The 16,962-nt window shown below is 47.7% G+C and carries 5 protein-coding genes; all 5 read left to right on the plus strand.

Features of this window, described 5'->3' with window-relative positions:
- Position 1 precedes the first annotated feature (1 nt).
- Positions 2 to 802 carry a CPBP family intramembrane glutamic endopeptidase gene (locus tag AB4Z50_RS04095; RefSeq protein WP_441875996.1) on the plus strand — a complete coding sequence of 267 codons (801 nt, stop codon included), beginning with the start codon at positions 2 to 4 and terminating at the stop codon, positions 800 to 802.
- Positions 799 to 1,590, plus strand: coding sequence for a CPBP family intramembrane glutamic endopeptidase (locus AB4Z50_RS04100; protein ID WP_441875999.1), 792 nt, complete (start codon positions 799 to 801; stop codon positions 1,588 to 1,590). Before AB4Z50_RS04095 ends, AB4Z50_RS04100 begins: the two co-directional genes overlap by 4 nt.
- A 64-nt stretch (positions 1,591 to 1,654) precedes the next feature.
- Entirely contained in the window at positions 1,655 to 15,118 is a 13,464-nt protein-coding gene (locus AB4Z50_RS04105) for an amino acid adenylation domain-containing protein (protein WP_441876002.1), read from the plus strand.
- An 88-nt stretch (positions 15,119 to 15,206) separates the two neighbouring features.
- On the plus strand, positions 15,207 to 16,178 hold the full coding sequence (locus AB4Z50_RS04110) for a hypothetical protein (protein ID WP_441876005.1): 972 nt from the start codon (positions 15,207 to 15,209) through the stop codon (positions 16,176 to 16,178).
- Positions 16,179 to 16,219: 41 nt separating this feature from the next.
- Entirely contained in the window at positions 16,220 to 16,948 is a 729-nt protein-coding gene (locus AB4Z50_RS04115; protein ID WP_441876008.1) for a thioesterase II family protein, read from the plus strand.
- The last annotated feature ends 14 nt before the right edge of the window (positions 16,949 to 16,962 follow it).

Raw genomic sequence — 16,962 nt, forward strand, 5'->3', positions numbered from 1 at the left:
GATGAGAAATTGGACTGTATCGATAGGGCGTGTTGCGCTGGTCATCGGGTTGTATTTCGCCTGGTTTCTTACCGTTACCAAATTATTTTTTGCTTATATCTACCCGTTAAGTCCTTGGTTTGAACAAAATACGCTTACTGTCATCATATTAAATGACATTATTGGTTTTCCGCTTATGTACTTTGCAATAAAGCTAATATTTAAACAAAACCTATTCAAGGAAGCCCGATTTCAAAAGATGGATGGCAGCGCTATTTCCTTGTCGCTGTGGGTGGGTTTGGGCGCGGGGTTGTTCACTGTGGCATTCTCGCAATTGCCTGCGATCCAGTCTGATCAGTTCAAATTCCAAGAGTTATTCGAATATTTGAATCGGGCAGAATGGTATGTTTTCCTCGTTTTTCTATTGCTAGGCAATGTATACAAGGAAACGTTATTCAGAGGTTTACTGCTGAACAGTTTTAGAGGCGTTCTGCCTGTCACCGTTGCGATTTTGCTGCAAGGGTTATTATATGGCGTTCTATTCTTCTTAGGTGATATTCCGCTCTCCTTGTATGGGTTTCTTGGCGCTATCATTTTTGCCCTCTTGTACGTATGGTTTGATTCCATCTGGGCGCCGATTGCCGCGCAGGTGGCTTGCCAAGGAGTTCAATACTTGCTCTGGCATCTAGGCCCGAAGAGTGACGATATATTCATATTGTCAGCTGTAATGGCAGTTGCAGGTGCCATGATTGCAACTGGCTTATATTTGGGCAATCGCCGCTTTCGCAAGCCATACAATCACAAAGAGGTCATTCACACATGAGAACTTTAACTGTAATTAGTAAAGTTCTACTCTATTTAGCTATTTATATCTGCGTAGTTTTATTCACGAATTGGGCGTTGAACAATTGGATTCAAGATGCTGAGTTTAGTGCGTGGCTTAGCAAAAATCCAGCGAGCTCTCTTATCGCAGCGAATACGATTGTGATCGCCATTTATGTGCCGCTGCTTCGCTGGCAAAACATTCGAATGCAAGACCTCGGCTTCGTTCGACCACAATCAGCAGTGATGGCTGCTGGGACAGGAATTTGGCTTGGTCTGTTCATCGCGGTGTTCACACAGCTTGCTTGGATCGCTGAGAATTTTCCGGAAATTGCGAATTTGGTTCAATTTGTAGCTGGTGGAGGGAATTTCTATGTATTTGTATTGAGCAGCTTATTGCTAGGTTCTTTGCTCGAGGAATGGCTGTTCCGGGGGATGCTGATCCATGTTTTCCGCCAACGATTCTCCTCTGGATGGTCTGTGCTGCTGCAAGCTTTGTTGTTTGGAACTGTATTTATGAGCGTAACCATTGGTGCCTTCGCTGCTCTTGGAGCGATTATTTATGGTGTAATTCGCGTGAGCACAGGATCGATATGGTCATCTTTGCTCGCGCATGTGTTCAGTACAGCAACCTTGTACGTCGTCTCTCATTTTATGAAGGATTCCTCTCCCGAAATTTTTCTTATTCTGTCGTTCATAAGCGGAATAGCGATTATTGTGCATTTGTATATTTTGCTGCGTAAACAATCGGAGGATTTGAAGCGGCAAAATAAAAGTATATCAATTTAAATCAATGATTTATGGTAGTGATCACATTGCCACTGCAAACAACCGCAAAAGAGGAGTGTGCAGCATGTTCCAGTTGGATTTGTTGGAACCAAATCGCAATGAAAATGAAGGAGACGCAGGTAGTGACGCGGTGCTGGAAACCGCAAGTCAAGAAATTGCGATCATCGGCATTTCTGCCAAGCTTCCAAAGTCAGACACACACCGAGAGTTTTGGGATATGCTGCAAAATGGAGTGGACGGTGTACGTTCCTTCCCGCAGTCGAGGCGGCAGGAGTTGGAACCGTATCTTCGTCGCCTGAGCGCATTGTATGAAACCATTTCAATATTTGATGGTGCATATTTGGAGGATATCTCTTCCTTCGATTATTCCTTTTTTCGATTGTCTCCGAAGGAAGCTTCACTAATGAGTCCGAACCAGCGCATGTTTCTGCAGACCGCATGGAGCGCATTGGAGGATGGCGGTTATGGGGGCGAAGCGCTCCATGGCTCACGAACAGGTGTATTTATCGGTCATAACGCCGATGCGCTGCATGATTATAAACGTATTATTGAAACGGTAAATCCAGAAGCGCTCGCAATGGCAGCGCCAGGCAATTTAAGTTCAATGATCGCAAGCCGCATCTCTTATCTCTTGAATTTGAAAGGGCCGGCACTTAATGTCGACACCGCTTGCTCATCCTCTCTTGTGGCCGTCCATTTAGCATGTCAGTCCATTCGCAGCGGTGAATGCGATGCTGCTATCGCTGGAAGTGTGAAGCTCAATCTGCTTCCGATCGATATGGGCATTCGGCTTGGGATCGAGTCAAGCGATAACCGTGCAAAGCCGTTTGATGACAGCTCTGACGGGACCGGTATCGGGGATGGTGTAGTCGCATTGCTGCTTAAACCGCTCGCAAAGGCGCTGCAGGATGGGGATCATATTTATGCACTTATTAAAGGGAGCGCTATGAATCAGGATGGCAGCTCCGTAGGCATTACTGCGCCTAACGCCTTGGCGCAGGAGGATGTCATTGTCCGTGCTTGGCAGGATGCAGCCATTGATCCCGAAACGATCATGTATTTGGAAGCGCATGGTACAGGAACCACATTGGGAGATCCTATTGAAATTGATGGCATTACGAGAGCGTTCAGACGTTTCACAGACAAGAGGCAGTTCTGTGCGATTGGCTCGGTCAAAAGCAATATCGGACATCTCGATCATGCTGCTGGTATTACGGGGCTGCTGAAGGTAGTTCTTTCCCTTTGCAATAAACAGATTCCACCTACGCTGCATTATCGTTTCCCCAATCGCAAAATATCGTTTGTTGATTCTCCAGTGTATGTCAACGACAAGCTATCGCATTGGAGTGACGAGTTTGGTGCGCGTAGATGCGGTATTAGCGCATTTGGTATGAGCGGAACCAACTGCCATGTTGTGCTGGAAGAAGCACCGTCAATGTCAATGAATGATAGCGTTATGTTAGAAGAGGTAGCGCATGCAGCTTATGGGGAAGAAAAAAATGAAGTTTTTTGCCTATCCGCCCAAAGCGAATCGGCTCTTAAGCGATCCATTATTAATTATCGTGCTTGGTTTACCGATCAGGAGCAGCAAGAATGGCGCTTGACGGACATCTGCTATAGCGCGGCGATAGGTCGCGGACATTATCGATATCGTTTGGCGATCGTCGCCAAAAATGAAGTTGAGCTTAGAAATAGGCTGGAAGCCTTAGATGTTGAGCGGTTGCAAAGCACGATGATGCCGAATATTTATTACGCCGATTCAAATGCAGTGCATACGGGAGGGAATGACGAGCGAAAGCAAAAAGAGCTCTTAGAGCAGGTTGTCCGCAGTAATCGGGGCAACGATGATGCAAGTACACAGTTAGCTCAGTTATATGCAGCTGGTGCTAAAGTAGATTGGAAGGAGCTTTATCGTGATGAGAGACGCAGAAGGGTACCGCTGCCTGTATATTCATTTGATCCCTATCCGTGTTGGGTAGAGGAAGATGATCGCAGTGTTAATATAGCACCTCTGAGAGAGATTAAACATGAATCGGCAGTTAACCACGTGAGGCTGTGCAGTGAAGGTTCCGTCTCGGAATCGGAGCAAAGTGTCGCTAATGTATGGGGGGAACTGCTCGGTTATCGTGAGCTCAGCAATGATGCTAACTTCTATGAATTGGGCGGTGATTCGATCATTGCGCTGCGAATCGTTAATTCACTTAGTCAAAGCTGGGGGATTCGACTAGAAGTGCAGCATTTGCTAGGACATCCTACACTTAGCGGGTTTGCTGGTGTTGTGGAAGAGCGGCGATTAAGGATTGCTTCGCCAGAAACGGAAAAAGTAATTCATATGCCTCGAGTGGCGGAGCGGGAGTATTATACGATCTCTTCGTCGCAAAAGCGCATGTACTTGCAGCAAGCTGCCTCGCCTAGCGATAGAAGCTATAATTTGCCGGAGCTTTTACATATAGAGGGGGAAATGGATGCAGGCAGATTGGAAGCGTCTATTCATTCATTAATAAAAAGGCATGAGATGTTAAGAACGTCATTCGCCATAGTAGACGGTGAAATTTGTCAATTTGTTCATTCTGATGTTCATTTTTCCCTTCAGCGGCTGCAGGTATCAGAAGAAACGGTGCTTGAAACGCTGCATAGCTTGTTTACTTCATTTGATCTGAGTCATGCGTCGCTGCTTCGCGCTGCTTTACTCACCGTTAATCTTGAGCGACATTTTTTGTATTTGGATATGCATCATATTGCTTCGGATGGCTTCTCAGCAGGTATTTTGCTCAAAGAGCTTATGATGCTTTACCGAGGAGAGAGTCTTGAGCCGTTAACCTTGCGGTATATAGACTACGCTGCGTGGCAGAGAGAGGAACTGCAATCGGAGCGGATGGAGCGACAGAGAAGTTACTGGATGAAGCACTGCCAAGGGGAGTGGCCTGTGCTGGAGCTTCCGACTGACTTTCCTCGCCCTCTGATAAAGAGCAATCGCGGCGAAACATTTGATATATATGTGGACAACGAGTTATCGGATAATTTGCGAAAGCTGGCAAAATCAACGGAATCTACGCTATTTATGGTGCTTTTATCGGTCTATTATACCCTTCTTGCAAAGTATTCTGGCGGGGAAGATATTGCTGTAGGCACACCGATTGCGGGGAGAGTCAACCGTGAAGCTGAGACTCTGGTAGGGATGTTCGTCGGAACACTTGTATTGCGCGGGTATCCCGTGGCAAACAAACCGTTTACCCAGTTTTTAGAAGAGATAAAAGCAGCATCGACAGAGGCTTATGAAAATTCCGACTTTCCATTTGAAGAGCTAGCGTCCATGGTGGATCGGCGAGACAGCAGCCGCAATCCGTTATTCGATACGATGTTTATTATGCAAAATTTGAACATTCCCAACTACTCGAGTGAAGAATTGACCTATCGGCACGAGAGGTTCCCGCATGGGACGGCGAAATACGATCTGATGGTTCAAGCCGTGGAGCAAAATGACGGCACCCTGCGATTGGTAGTCGAATATGGCAAGGACTTGTTCCGCGAAGAGACTGTAAGGTCGATGATGAGGCATTACGTTACGTTGCTAAGTTATGTATCGGACTATCCAGACCATACATTAGGCGAGTGTGAAATGTTGTCCCCTCAAGATTACAACAAGTTGCTGACGGAATTTGGCAGTCGTGCGGCTGCTTTCCCTAGTGCTCGCTGTATCCACAGCAGCTTTGAAGAACAGGCAAGACGGGTTCCTGGAAGAGTCGCCGTTCAGTGCAGAGGGGAGTCATTAACGTACGAGCAATTGAATGGGCGAGCAAATGCGCTGGCGCGCAAGCTTGTTCGCTGCGGTGTTGGCCCTAACAGCATTGTCGGTGTGATGGCTGAACGCTCGATTTCAATGGTGACAGGAATGCTTGCGATTATGAAGGCTGGTGGTGCATACATGCCAATCGACCTTCAATATCCGCAGGAGAGAATTAGCTATATGCTTGCTGACAGCGGAGCAAGTTTGCTCTTAGTAGACGATTCGGTTCATAGAAATGTGTATCCATCCGTTCAGGAAATGCGATTAACGGATGAAACGATATATGACGGGGATAAAAGCAATGTGGACGTATCCATTTCAGCAGATGATCTTATGTATGTCATCTACACTTCGGGATCTACTGGGCAGCCGAAGGGAGTTATGGTTCCGCATCGCAGCTTTTATAACTTCAGCCATTCGATGAAGCTGTTTTATGACGGAAATTTTGATGAAAGAGACCGCTGCTTAAGCCTTACCAATATTTCGTTTGATGTGAGCGTATGCGAGCTGTTTATGCCTTTTATGTTTGGCGCGTCCCTTGTCCTTTATCCAAATCCCAAGCTTCTTGATCCTAGAGAGCTAGCAAAAGTATTAGTAGAAGAGAAGATAACTTTTGCTTATATTCCGCCGACGCTGCTTCGGGATGTGGCGCAATCGTTGGAACAATCGAGGATGACGATCTCCTTGGACAAGCTGCTTGTTGGTGTTGAACCTATAAAAGATACAACGCTTGCGCTTTTTGTTCAATTAAATCCGAATATACGAATGGTTAACGGCTATGGTCCGACTGAGGCGACGATCTGCTCCAATATGTATGTGTATAAATCAGCTGCTGCCAGCGGCGTTAATGTGCCAATTGGCGGACCGATGCATGGCGTCGCTGTTCATATTTTAAATTTTGGAGACAAGCCTGCACCGGTGGGAACGGCTGGGGAGCTATGCATCTCCGGCAGCGGCCTTGCTGCTGGGTATGTTAATAAACCGGAATTGACCGCGGAACGGTTTGTTGAACACCCGCTGCAGCCTGGCACCATTATGTACCGTACCGGTGATTTAGCTAAGTGGCTGCCAGACGGAAATGCGGTGTATTTAGGCCGAATGGATGATCAAATCAAGCTAAGAGGCATTCGGATCGAGCTTGGAGAAATTGGTGCGCAGCTTCAAAGACATGAGGCGGTAGACGAAGCGGTTATCATCGCTCATGAGGATCAAGCAGGCGATAAAAAACTTTGCGCATACATGGTTGTGAATCAAACAATAGGAGCTCAGGATTTAAAGAGCTTTTTGAAAAGTAAAATGCCAGATTATATGATCCCTTCGTTTTTTATGGAGATCGCTGCGATACCATTAACACCTAATGGCAAAGTGGATCGCAAGGCGCTCCCAGAACCTGTTTTACAGCAACGAGTCGTTGCTGAGCTTACCCTGCCGCGAACCTCGCTGGAGGCAGAGGTGGCTGAAATATGGAGAGATGTGCTCGGCATGGAGCAAATTAGTATTTATGATGATTTTTTCGAGTTGGGTGGACATTCCCTGAAGGCTGCAGTATTGGTAAGCCGGATTCAAGCTAAATTTCATGTTGAAATGCCGCTGAGCATCGTATTTGAACGACTGTCTGTTGCGAGTATGGCTGAGTGGCTGGCAGGGGGAACGCTGTTAAATTCTGAGCTGGGCATCGGAGGAGCTAACATTCCACTGCAAGCAAATCGGGATCATTATCCAATGTCTCCTGCACAGAGACGCCAATATATGATCGAGCTCATTGCCGGACAATCGACGATGTATCATATTCCGTTTGTACTTCACATCCAAGGTAATTTGGAAAAAAAGAAACTGGAAGCCGCGTTTACTGCTCTAATTACGAGACATGAGAGCCTGCGAACATCATTCCACTATGTGGGTGAAGAGTTCTGTCAGCGAATTCATCCTGCTAATCCATTTCAGCTAACGGAAATGGTTATGAAAGGCGAGCAGGCTGATCTATGGCAGCGCGCGTCAACTGCAATCGGAGCAGATGTACGGATCAATGAATTAATGGCCCAATATACAGATCCATTTGATCTCGGAAGCGGCTCACTGCTAAGAGTCGGTCTTGCTCAATTGGCAGAAAACCGTCACTTGTTGTTGCTGAATATCCATCATATTGTGACGGATGGGATATCGATGAGCGTGCTCATAAAAGAGTTGATCGATTTATACAAAGGGCAGGCCTTGCCAGAGCTGACGGTGCAATATCGAGATTATGCAGTCTGGCAGCTGGAACGATTAAGCGGTGACTATTACTCGAAGCTGAGGCGTTATTGGCTGGGCATGTTCTCGGACGAACTCCCGGTGCTTGATCTGCCTGCAGACAAGCAGCGTCCGGCGGTTCAGCGTTTTGAGGGCCGAAGGTATGCTTTTCAGCTAAACGAGGAGCTGGCATATCGGGCGCGGCAATTGGCAAGGGAACGAGGGACGACGTTATATACGCTGCTGCTTAGCGCTTATACGGTTCTCCTTGGGAAGTATAGCGGACAAGAGGATATTATCGTGGGTACTCCCGTAGCCGGACGCAATCACATTGATGTAGAAAGGCTAATCGGCATGTTCGTCAATACGGTCGCCATTCGTTGCCGCCCGCAATTCGGAATGACGATTGGCAGTTACATTACTGAAATGCACGGGAATGTGCTGCAAGCGCTGGAGCATCAGGAATTTCCGTTCGAGGATCTTGTAAATCAGCTTGATATGGAACAGGATTTAAGTCGCAATCCCCTATTTAACACGATGTTTATTTTGCAAAATATGGAGCAGCCAGCAAGGCAGGCGGGGGATTTGATCTTCGAGCCGCAGCCGTACGAAACCGGATTCAGCAAGTTTGATTTGTCGCTGGAAGCAGTGGAGACGGGGAAGGGGATTACATGCAACCTTGAGTATGCAACCTCTTTATTTCATGAGAGTACGATCGAGAGAATGGCCGCACATTTCTGCACAATCGTTAAGGAGATGACATCAAGCGAAGGGTCAAAGAGGACGATTGGTGAGCTGGAATTATTGGATGAGGCAGAGCAATTGCAGCTTTCTTCGCTGTCAGCAAGCGCTGATGATGAAGCGGAACAGAAGAGTAATGACATCGCGGAGAAGGTAAGAGATGCACTGCTCGATGAAACAAAAGAGATGGTAGAGATGACAGCAAATAATACACATTTCTCCGCATCCACCGAAGAGCATCCCTGCTGGATGAGCATCATGGCGGAGATAGAGCGGCAAGCGGCAGAAACGCCACATTCCGCTGCGATTTTATTTGGTTTGGAGACGCTCTCGTATTTCGAATTAAATGAGCAAGCGAATCGTCTTGCCCATACGCTTCGCAGCCGCGGAGTAGGACCGGATCGAATTGTAGCATTGATGGCAGACCGTTCACCTCTGTTGATGATCGGCATTCTTGGCATTTTGAAAGCAGGAGGCGCTTATGTCGCTATTGATCCGGCATACCCTGCTGAGCGTATTCAGTGGATGCTGGAGGATTGCGGCGATCAATGGCTTTTGACAGAAAGGAAATATGCCGGGTTTGTCATGAATGCGTCAGAAGAATGGTATTTGGATGATGCTGATCTGTATAGCTCGGAACGAGGGAATCTGGAGATCGTAAGCCGTCCCGAGCAGCTGGCGTATGTACTGTATACTTCCGGCTCAACGGGCAGGCCGAAGGGTGCAATGATCGAGCATCGCGGTTTGGCAAGCTTCGTAAGTTCATTCCGTGAGCGAATTCCATTCGAAGCAGGCCAAAGCATATTGGCAATGGCGACCGTATCCTTCGATATTTTCATTGTAGAGAGCCTGCTCCCATTAACAATGGGGATGAAAATGGTGCTTTGCAATGAAGAGGAACGGGGTGATGCTCATCTGCTGCAGGAGCTTATAAGTAAGCATCGGGTAGAAGTGCTGCAAATTACGCCATCACGCTTCAAGTGGTGGATGGCGCAGGTGAGCCATAGCGAGGTTTGGAAAGCCTTAAGCGTAGTCATGATTGGAGCGGAGCCGTTGACGATGGACCTGCTGGAGAGACTTCGTGCGGTGACGAATGCACGTATCTTCAATCTTTATGGACCAACGGAAACAACGGTATGGACTTCGGTGTGCGAAGTAACTAGCGGTGAGAACATTACGATTGGCAAGCCTATTTCCGGGGCAGCAATGGTTGTGCTAAATCCAGCACTGCAGCTGCAGCCAACGGGTGTGATTGGTGAAATCTGCATCTTAGGAGCAGGCGTTGGACGGGGTTATCTTCGCCATCCAGAATGGGATCATGGAGTATTCATCACGAGCCCGTTTAATGCAAGTGAGAGGATGTATCGTACGGGTGATCTTGGCCGAAGGCTGGCGAACGGTGAATTTGTATACGCAGGTCGCCGCGATCATCAGGTAAAAATACGAGGACATCGCATTGAAACCGGTGAGGTGGAGCAGCAGCTGCTGCTGCATGAGCGTGTGAAGGAAGCTGTTGTCATTGCATTTCAGGAGGAGAAGGGCGAGCACGCGCTTTGCGCGTATGTTGTACACGCTTCCGACTCTAGTTGTAACAACAATATTATCGAGCACAACCTCTCCGACATGATTTCGGAGCTGCAGACCCATCTCAGCAGCAAGCTGCCTGCCTATATGATTCCAGCTTATGTGATGCTGCTAGATGCAATACCGCTGACACCAACCGGAAAGCTGCATCGAAAGGCGCTGCCGAAACCTCATAAGGTTGCGCGGAGTGAGCGCCAGTTCTTAAGGCCAAGAAACGAAACGGAACACAAGCTTGCCGAGCTGTGGAAAGATTTGCTGAAATCGGACGATATTGGCGTGATGGACAGCTTCTTCGAGCTTGGCGGCCATTCGCTCAAGGCTGCAGCGCTGGTGAGCCGAATCCACGAGCAGTTCGGTGTACATGTGCCGCTGAGGGAGCTGTTTTTAAATCCAAAGCTAGGGTCCCTTGCTGAAGTAATTGAAGGTAAACATCTGCAAACATATGAATCGATTCCTCGCCAGATGGATCAGGAGCATTATCCGATGTCGCATGCGCAGAGAAGACAATATTTGCTGGGGCTGCTAACAGGAGAATCCACGATGTACCATGTTCCGTTTGCACTGCGAATTCGGGGCAATCTGGACGCTTCGAGACTTGAAGCTGCGTTTTCATCATTGGTCGCTAGGCATGAAAGTTTACGAACTTCGTTTCATTATATGGATGAACAATTCAGGCAGCGAGTTCATCCAGCGACGGCATTTCATTTCGAGGATGCTGTAGAGGAGCTTGTACCAGCTGGCAAGTGGTTGGGAGCATCTAGTGATGATGTAAGCGCTGAATCCGAATGGCTGAATGAGCTTACTACGAAGTTTATAAGACCTTTTGATTTGGAAAGCGGACTGCTGCTAAGGGCAGGACTTCTTCAACTGGAAGAAGAGCATTACTTGCTGCTGCTGGACATCCATCATATTGTGACTGATGGCGTTTCAATGAGTGTGCTGGTAAAGGAATTAACAGCATTATACGGCGGAAATGAACTGCCAGAGCTGCGGGTGCAATATAGAGATTATGCGGTCTGGYAGGAGGGACAGCTAGGCGACGAAGCAATCGAGGCGCATGAGCGTTACTGGTTGAAGAAGTTTGAAGGCGAGCTGCCGCTGCTGGAATTGCCGACAGATAGGAAACGCCCGATCGTTCAAACTTTCAAGGGGCGAAAACATGTCTTCCATCTAGACGGAGAGCTTGCACAGCTGGCGCGGCGTTTGGCGGTAGAGCAAGGTGTGACACTATATTCAGTGCTGCTGAGTGCGTATGCTTTTATGCTTGGGAAGTACAGCGGACAAGAGGATATTATTGTTGGCACGCCAGTAGCTGGACGTAATCATGTTGATGTGGAGGGACTCATCGGCATGTTCGTCAATACAGCAGCCATTCGTTGTCGACCACAGCTCGATCGTACGGTTAGCAGCTACGTTGCCGAATTGCACGAGGATGTGCTGCAGGCGCTGGAGCATCAGGAGTATCCGTTCGAGAAGCTGGTGGAGCGGCTAAACCACGTTCAGGACAAGAGCCGAAATCCGTTGTTCGATACGATGTTTATTTTGCAAAATATGGAACATTCAGCGTTGCAAGCGGGCGGTTTGAGCTTCGAGCCGCAGCCGTTTGAACACGGTGTCAGCAAGTTTGATTTGACACTTGAAGCTGTAGAGCGCGCGGAAGGCATTGCCTTCAGCTTGGAATATGCAACGGATCTGTTTCATGAGGAGACGGTCATCAGGATGGCGAACCACTACTGCGCGATTATTAAAGCAATGATGTCGAGCGAAAATCGATTGCGGACTCTTGGCGAACTAGAGCTGCTAAACGATGAAGAAAAGTTGGAGCTGCTTGCGGCATTGAATAGTATGACGTGGATGAATAGCAGTGGAGCTGATGGTGGAGGGGCTGTAGCTGCAGGAGATGCACCCGCTAAAATGCCGCTGAGTTTGCAGGGCCAAGTATTATCTTTGCCAGGAGACCCGTTCAAATGGCGATCCGTCATCGAAGAGATAGAGCGGCAGGCAGCAAAAACTCCTGATGCGGTTGCAGTCCATTTTGAATCGGAGCAGATGACCTATCGCGAACTAAATGATAGATCCAACCAGCTGGCACATACGCTTCGCAGCCGCGGGGTGGGACCGGAGCGAATCGTAGCGCTGATGGCAGACCGTTCACCCCTGTTGATGATCGGCATTCTTGGCATTTTGAAAGCGGGTGGCGCTTATGTCGCTATTGATCCGGCATACCCTGCTGAGCGTATCCAGTGGATGCTGGAGGATTGCGGCGATCAATGGCTTCTGACAGAAAGGAAATATGCCGGGTTTGTCATGAGCGCAGCAGAAGAGTGGTATTTGGATGATGCTGATCTGTATAGCTCGGAACGAGGAAATCTGGAGATCGTAAGCTTTCCCGAGCATCTGGCGTATGTACTGTATACTTCCGGCTCAACGGGCAGGCCGAAGGGTGCAATGATCGAGCATCGCGGACTGGCAAGCTTCGTGAGTGGATTCCGTGAGCGAATTCCTTTCGAAGCAGGCCAAAGCCTATTGGCAATGGCGACCGTATCATTCGATATTTTCATCGTAGAGAGCCTGCTCCCATTAACAATGGGGATGAAAATGGTGCTTTGCAATGAAGAGGAACGGGGTGATGCTCATCTGCTGCAGGAGCTTATAAAGAAGCATCGGGTAGAGGTGCTGCAAATTACGCCATCACGCTTCAAGTGGTGGATGGCGCAAGTGAGCCAAACCGAGGTTTGGAAATCCTTAAGCATAGTCATGATTGGTGCGGAGCCGTTGACGATGGATTTGCTGGAAAGACTTCGTTCGGTGACGAGTGCACGTATTTTTAATCTCTATGGCCCAACGGAAACAACAGTATGGACATCGGTGTGCGAGGTAACTAGCGGTGAAGCTATTACGATCGGCAGACCTATTGCAGGGGCAGCAATGGTCGTACTGAGTCCAGAGCTGCAGCTGCAGCCAACGGGTGTGATTGGTGAAATTTGCATCGGAGGAGCAGGCGTTGGTCGGGGTTATCTTCGCCATCCGGAATGGGATCAAGGAGTATTCATCACGAGCCCATTTAATGCCGAGGAGAGGATGTACCGCACGGGTGATCTTGGCAGAAGGCTGGCGAATGGTGAATTTGTATACGCAGGCCGCCGCGATCATCAGGTGAAAATACGAGGACATCGCATTGAAACCGGTGAGGTGGAGCAGCAGCTGCTGCAGCATGAACGTGTGAAGGAAGCGGTTGTCATCGCGTTTCAAGAGCCTGAGGGTGAGCCAGTTCTCTGCGCTTATGTTGTCCTACAAAAGGCTGATGATGCTGATCTGCCAAATATGACCTCGTACGCGGATCATTATGTTGCAGCAGCACTCGAAAGTATCCATAAGGAAGAAACCGTATGGTTAGAGAGCGTAGACGGGCATTCTCTCGGTGTAACTGAGGAGCTAATCCAACATCTGAGAGGCAAGCTGCCTGCTTATATGATTCCAACCTATGTGATGCTGCAGGACGAAATACCGATGACGCCAACAGGCAAGATAAATCGCAAGGCACTTACAAGACCGCAGCAGACAGAACGGAATGTACGACATTACCGGGAGCCGAGCACGGAGACGGAGCGCAAGCTGGTTATGCTCTGGCAGGAGCTGCTATTGACGGATAACATCGGAGCGACAGACAGCTTCTTCGAGTTAGGTGGACATTCGTTAAAGGCGGCAACATTGGTCAGTCGGATAGGCGTTCAATTTGGAGTGCGCGTGCCGCTGAGAGAATTGTTTCAGAATCCGACACTAGAGTCACTCGCTCTAGTAATTGAAGGTCAAAGCCAGCAAACCTATGAATCGATTCCGCGCCAGATGGACAGGGCGTATTTCCCGATGTCGCGCGCTCAAAGAAGGCAATATGTTTTATCTCTGCTGTCTGGAGAAGCAAAGATGTATAATGTCCCTTTTGCACTGCATATCCGTGGGAATCTGGATGCGAAGAAGCTGGAGCAGGCGTTCACCGCTTTAATCATGAGGCATGAGAGTTTACGAACGTCTTTCCATTATGAAGATGGACAATTCAAGCAACGGATTCATCCATCTGCGGCATTTAAGCTGGATGGCAATGCATGGGCACGAATGACTGCCAAACGTTTGTTGTCAGAAACGGGAATGGATGAAACCATCACTAGATTAATGGCGCGGTTCATCCGTCCATTTGATCTTGGCAGCTGCTTATTGCTGCGGGCAGCTCTTGTTCCGCTAAGCTCTAGCTCTCACTTGCTGCTGCTTGATATGCATCATATTGTTACGGATGGTGTATCGGTCAGTGTGCTTCTAAAAGAATTGATCGAATTGTACTCCGGCAATGAGCTTGCAGAGCTGCGGGTGCAGTATAGAGATTATGCCGTCTGGCAGGAAGCTCAATTAAAAGGTCCAGGGTACGAGGCGCATGAGCGCCACTGGCTGGATATGTTCTCAGGAGAACTGCCAATACTGGAGCTCCAGGCGGATAATCCGCGACCAGCGATGCAGAGCTTCGAGGGGCGCAGATATAATTTTAAGTTGAATGAGGAACTTACGAGAAGAGCGCAGCACATGGCAAGAGAGCTGGGGACAACATTGTATACGGTGTTGCTTGGTGCTTATGCTCTTTTGCTTAGCAAGTACAGTGGGCAACAAGACATTATTATTGGCACGCCGACAGCAGGACGTGACCATGTTGATCTTGAGGGCCAAATCGGCATATTCGTTAATACAGTTGCGATTCGATGCCGACCACAGCCTGAAAGAACACTTGGCGGTTACATCGCCGATGTGCATAATGATGTACTGCAAGCGCTGGAGCATCAGGAGTATCCGTTTGAGGATTTGGTGAAGCGATTGGAGCTTGGGAAAAATCAGAGTCGAAATCCTTTGTTCGACACGATGTTCATTTTGCAAAATATGGATCGTTCTGTCATGCAAGGAGGCGATTTAACCTTTGAGCTTCAGCCGTTCGAGCCAGGAGTTAGTAAATTCGATTTGACGCTGGAGGTTGTGGAGAGTAATGGAGAAATGATTTGCAGCTTGGAGTATGCCACAGCACTGTTTCACTCAGATACGATTACGCGCATGGCTCAGCATTATTGTGCAACCGTAGAGGAAATGACGGCTGCTGCCAGCCCTCTGATGAAACTAAGCGATCTATTGCTGCAAGATGGTCCGAAATAACATCGTTCTCGGAGGTATTTCCTTCGTGCAGTACCGCCGAGAAATGATTAAATGATACGAGTTTGGATCTATTAAGGAGGATAAGCGGATGAAAGTTACGTTGGACAGACAACCATTTAATGAATTCTGGGCGAACTGTATGCTCAATCAAGCCTATTCAATCGCTGTTTCTGCTCATCCCAGCTATCGATATGCGGCATATTTGAACATTCATCGATATTATCCTTGGTCTGCAGCGACAGACCAGCAATTTCGATATCCGACGATTGATACGCTATATTATCTCGACGATTGGACCAAATTCCCACTAACCGGTGTTATTAAGTGGATTGAGCCGGGGCACTTCCGCGATAAGGAAATGTTTATAGATGAAATAAAAGAGGTGCTTGACGGTGGGCGCAATTTAAGTGTGAATGTCGATTTGTTCTATTGGCTGCCGGGAAGCATGGCTTGGAAAAAGTTTCATTGGTACCATTATTCGCTGTTTAATGGTTACGATAATGAACGCTCATCCTTCTATGTCATTGACGATACGCTTGCTGGCTACAATGAACATGAGGTTCCTGAGGATCGGCTCAGAAAAGCATTCAAAAATTCAGAATACAATATCAACAAAAACTATAATGGCCCTGCCTATTATATTTATAATCTTCATCCAACGATTAAACCGTATCAATTGAACTTATCGGAAGTTGTTGACAATGCGGAGCGGCTCACGCGGGAGCTTGATGATTTCTCTATGGAGGGAATGTGGCAAGTAGATTCAAGCCCGGATAAATATAGCGCTCATATTACGTATGCACTCATTGGAATCAACATTATATGCAACCGGCATATTGCAAATGAAGGACTTATTCGAACGCTGCGAGAGCAGAAGAAAATAAATGTGACATTATACGAATCCCTTAAGGATCAATTGGAGATGATCTGTGACGGCTGGCATGCGATCAAGCAATCTTTTGTTACGTATAAATTTCAGCGAGACAGAGAGATAGCTCTAGCAGAAAAACTATTTGCAATGGAAAAAACATTTTGGCGTACGCTAGCTAGTGGTGTTTAACAAAATCAAATCGCTTCCTAACAAGGTGGTCGTTCCTAATTATGGATAGTATACCGTTGCTTTGTTTGCCTTACGCGGGGGGCTCGGCTCAGGTCTATAAGAAATGGTCGCGGCAGCTCGATCCTTCTATTCAATTGATTCCGATTGAATTAGCTGGGAGAGGAAGCCGGATGAGTGAGCCGCTCTACGAGGATATTCATGAGGCAGTTAAAGATATATTGCATTTAATCCATGACTATACACAAAATCAGTATGCTTTATTCGGCCACAGCATGGGATGCTTGATCGCTTATGAATTAATTCATAGCATTCATGCAGCAGGATTGACGCTCCCATCCGTAGTTTTTATGTCAGGGTACGGGGCGCCTCATTCCAGCCATGTGAACCGAGAAATATATCAGCTTCCCGATAAAGCTTTTATCGAAGAAGTATTAAGCCTTGGCGGAACATCTGCTGAGCTATTCGAGCATAAGGAGCTGCGAGACGTATTTATGCCCATATTGCGAGCTGACTTTAAGCTGGTTGGCACGTACAAGCCAGAGGTTAAGCCGCCGCTCCCTCTTCATCTCATTGTTATGAATGGCTCTGAGGACAGCAGCCTGTACGGGACTTCAGAAGATTGGCAGTCACAAACGACGGAGACCTGTAAAATCGTCAACTTCGAAGGAGGTCATTTTTTCATACATGAACGGGAACAACAAGTCGTTTCGCTCCTAAATGATACGCTCCTGAGGATATTGGCTGGCAAAGAAATCATCCATTCACAATAGAGAGGAGCAAAAAA

It is taken from the genome of Paenibacillus sp. 2TAB26 (assembly GCF_052115145.1).
Lineage (GTDB): Bacteria > Bacillota > Bacilli > Paenibacillales > Paenibacillaceae > Pristimantibacillus.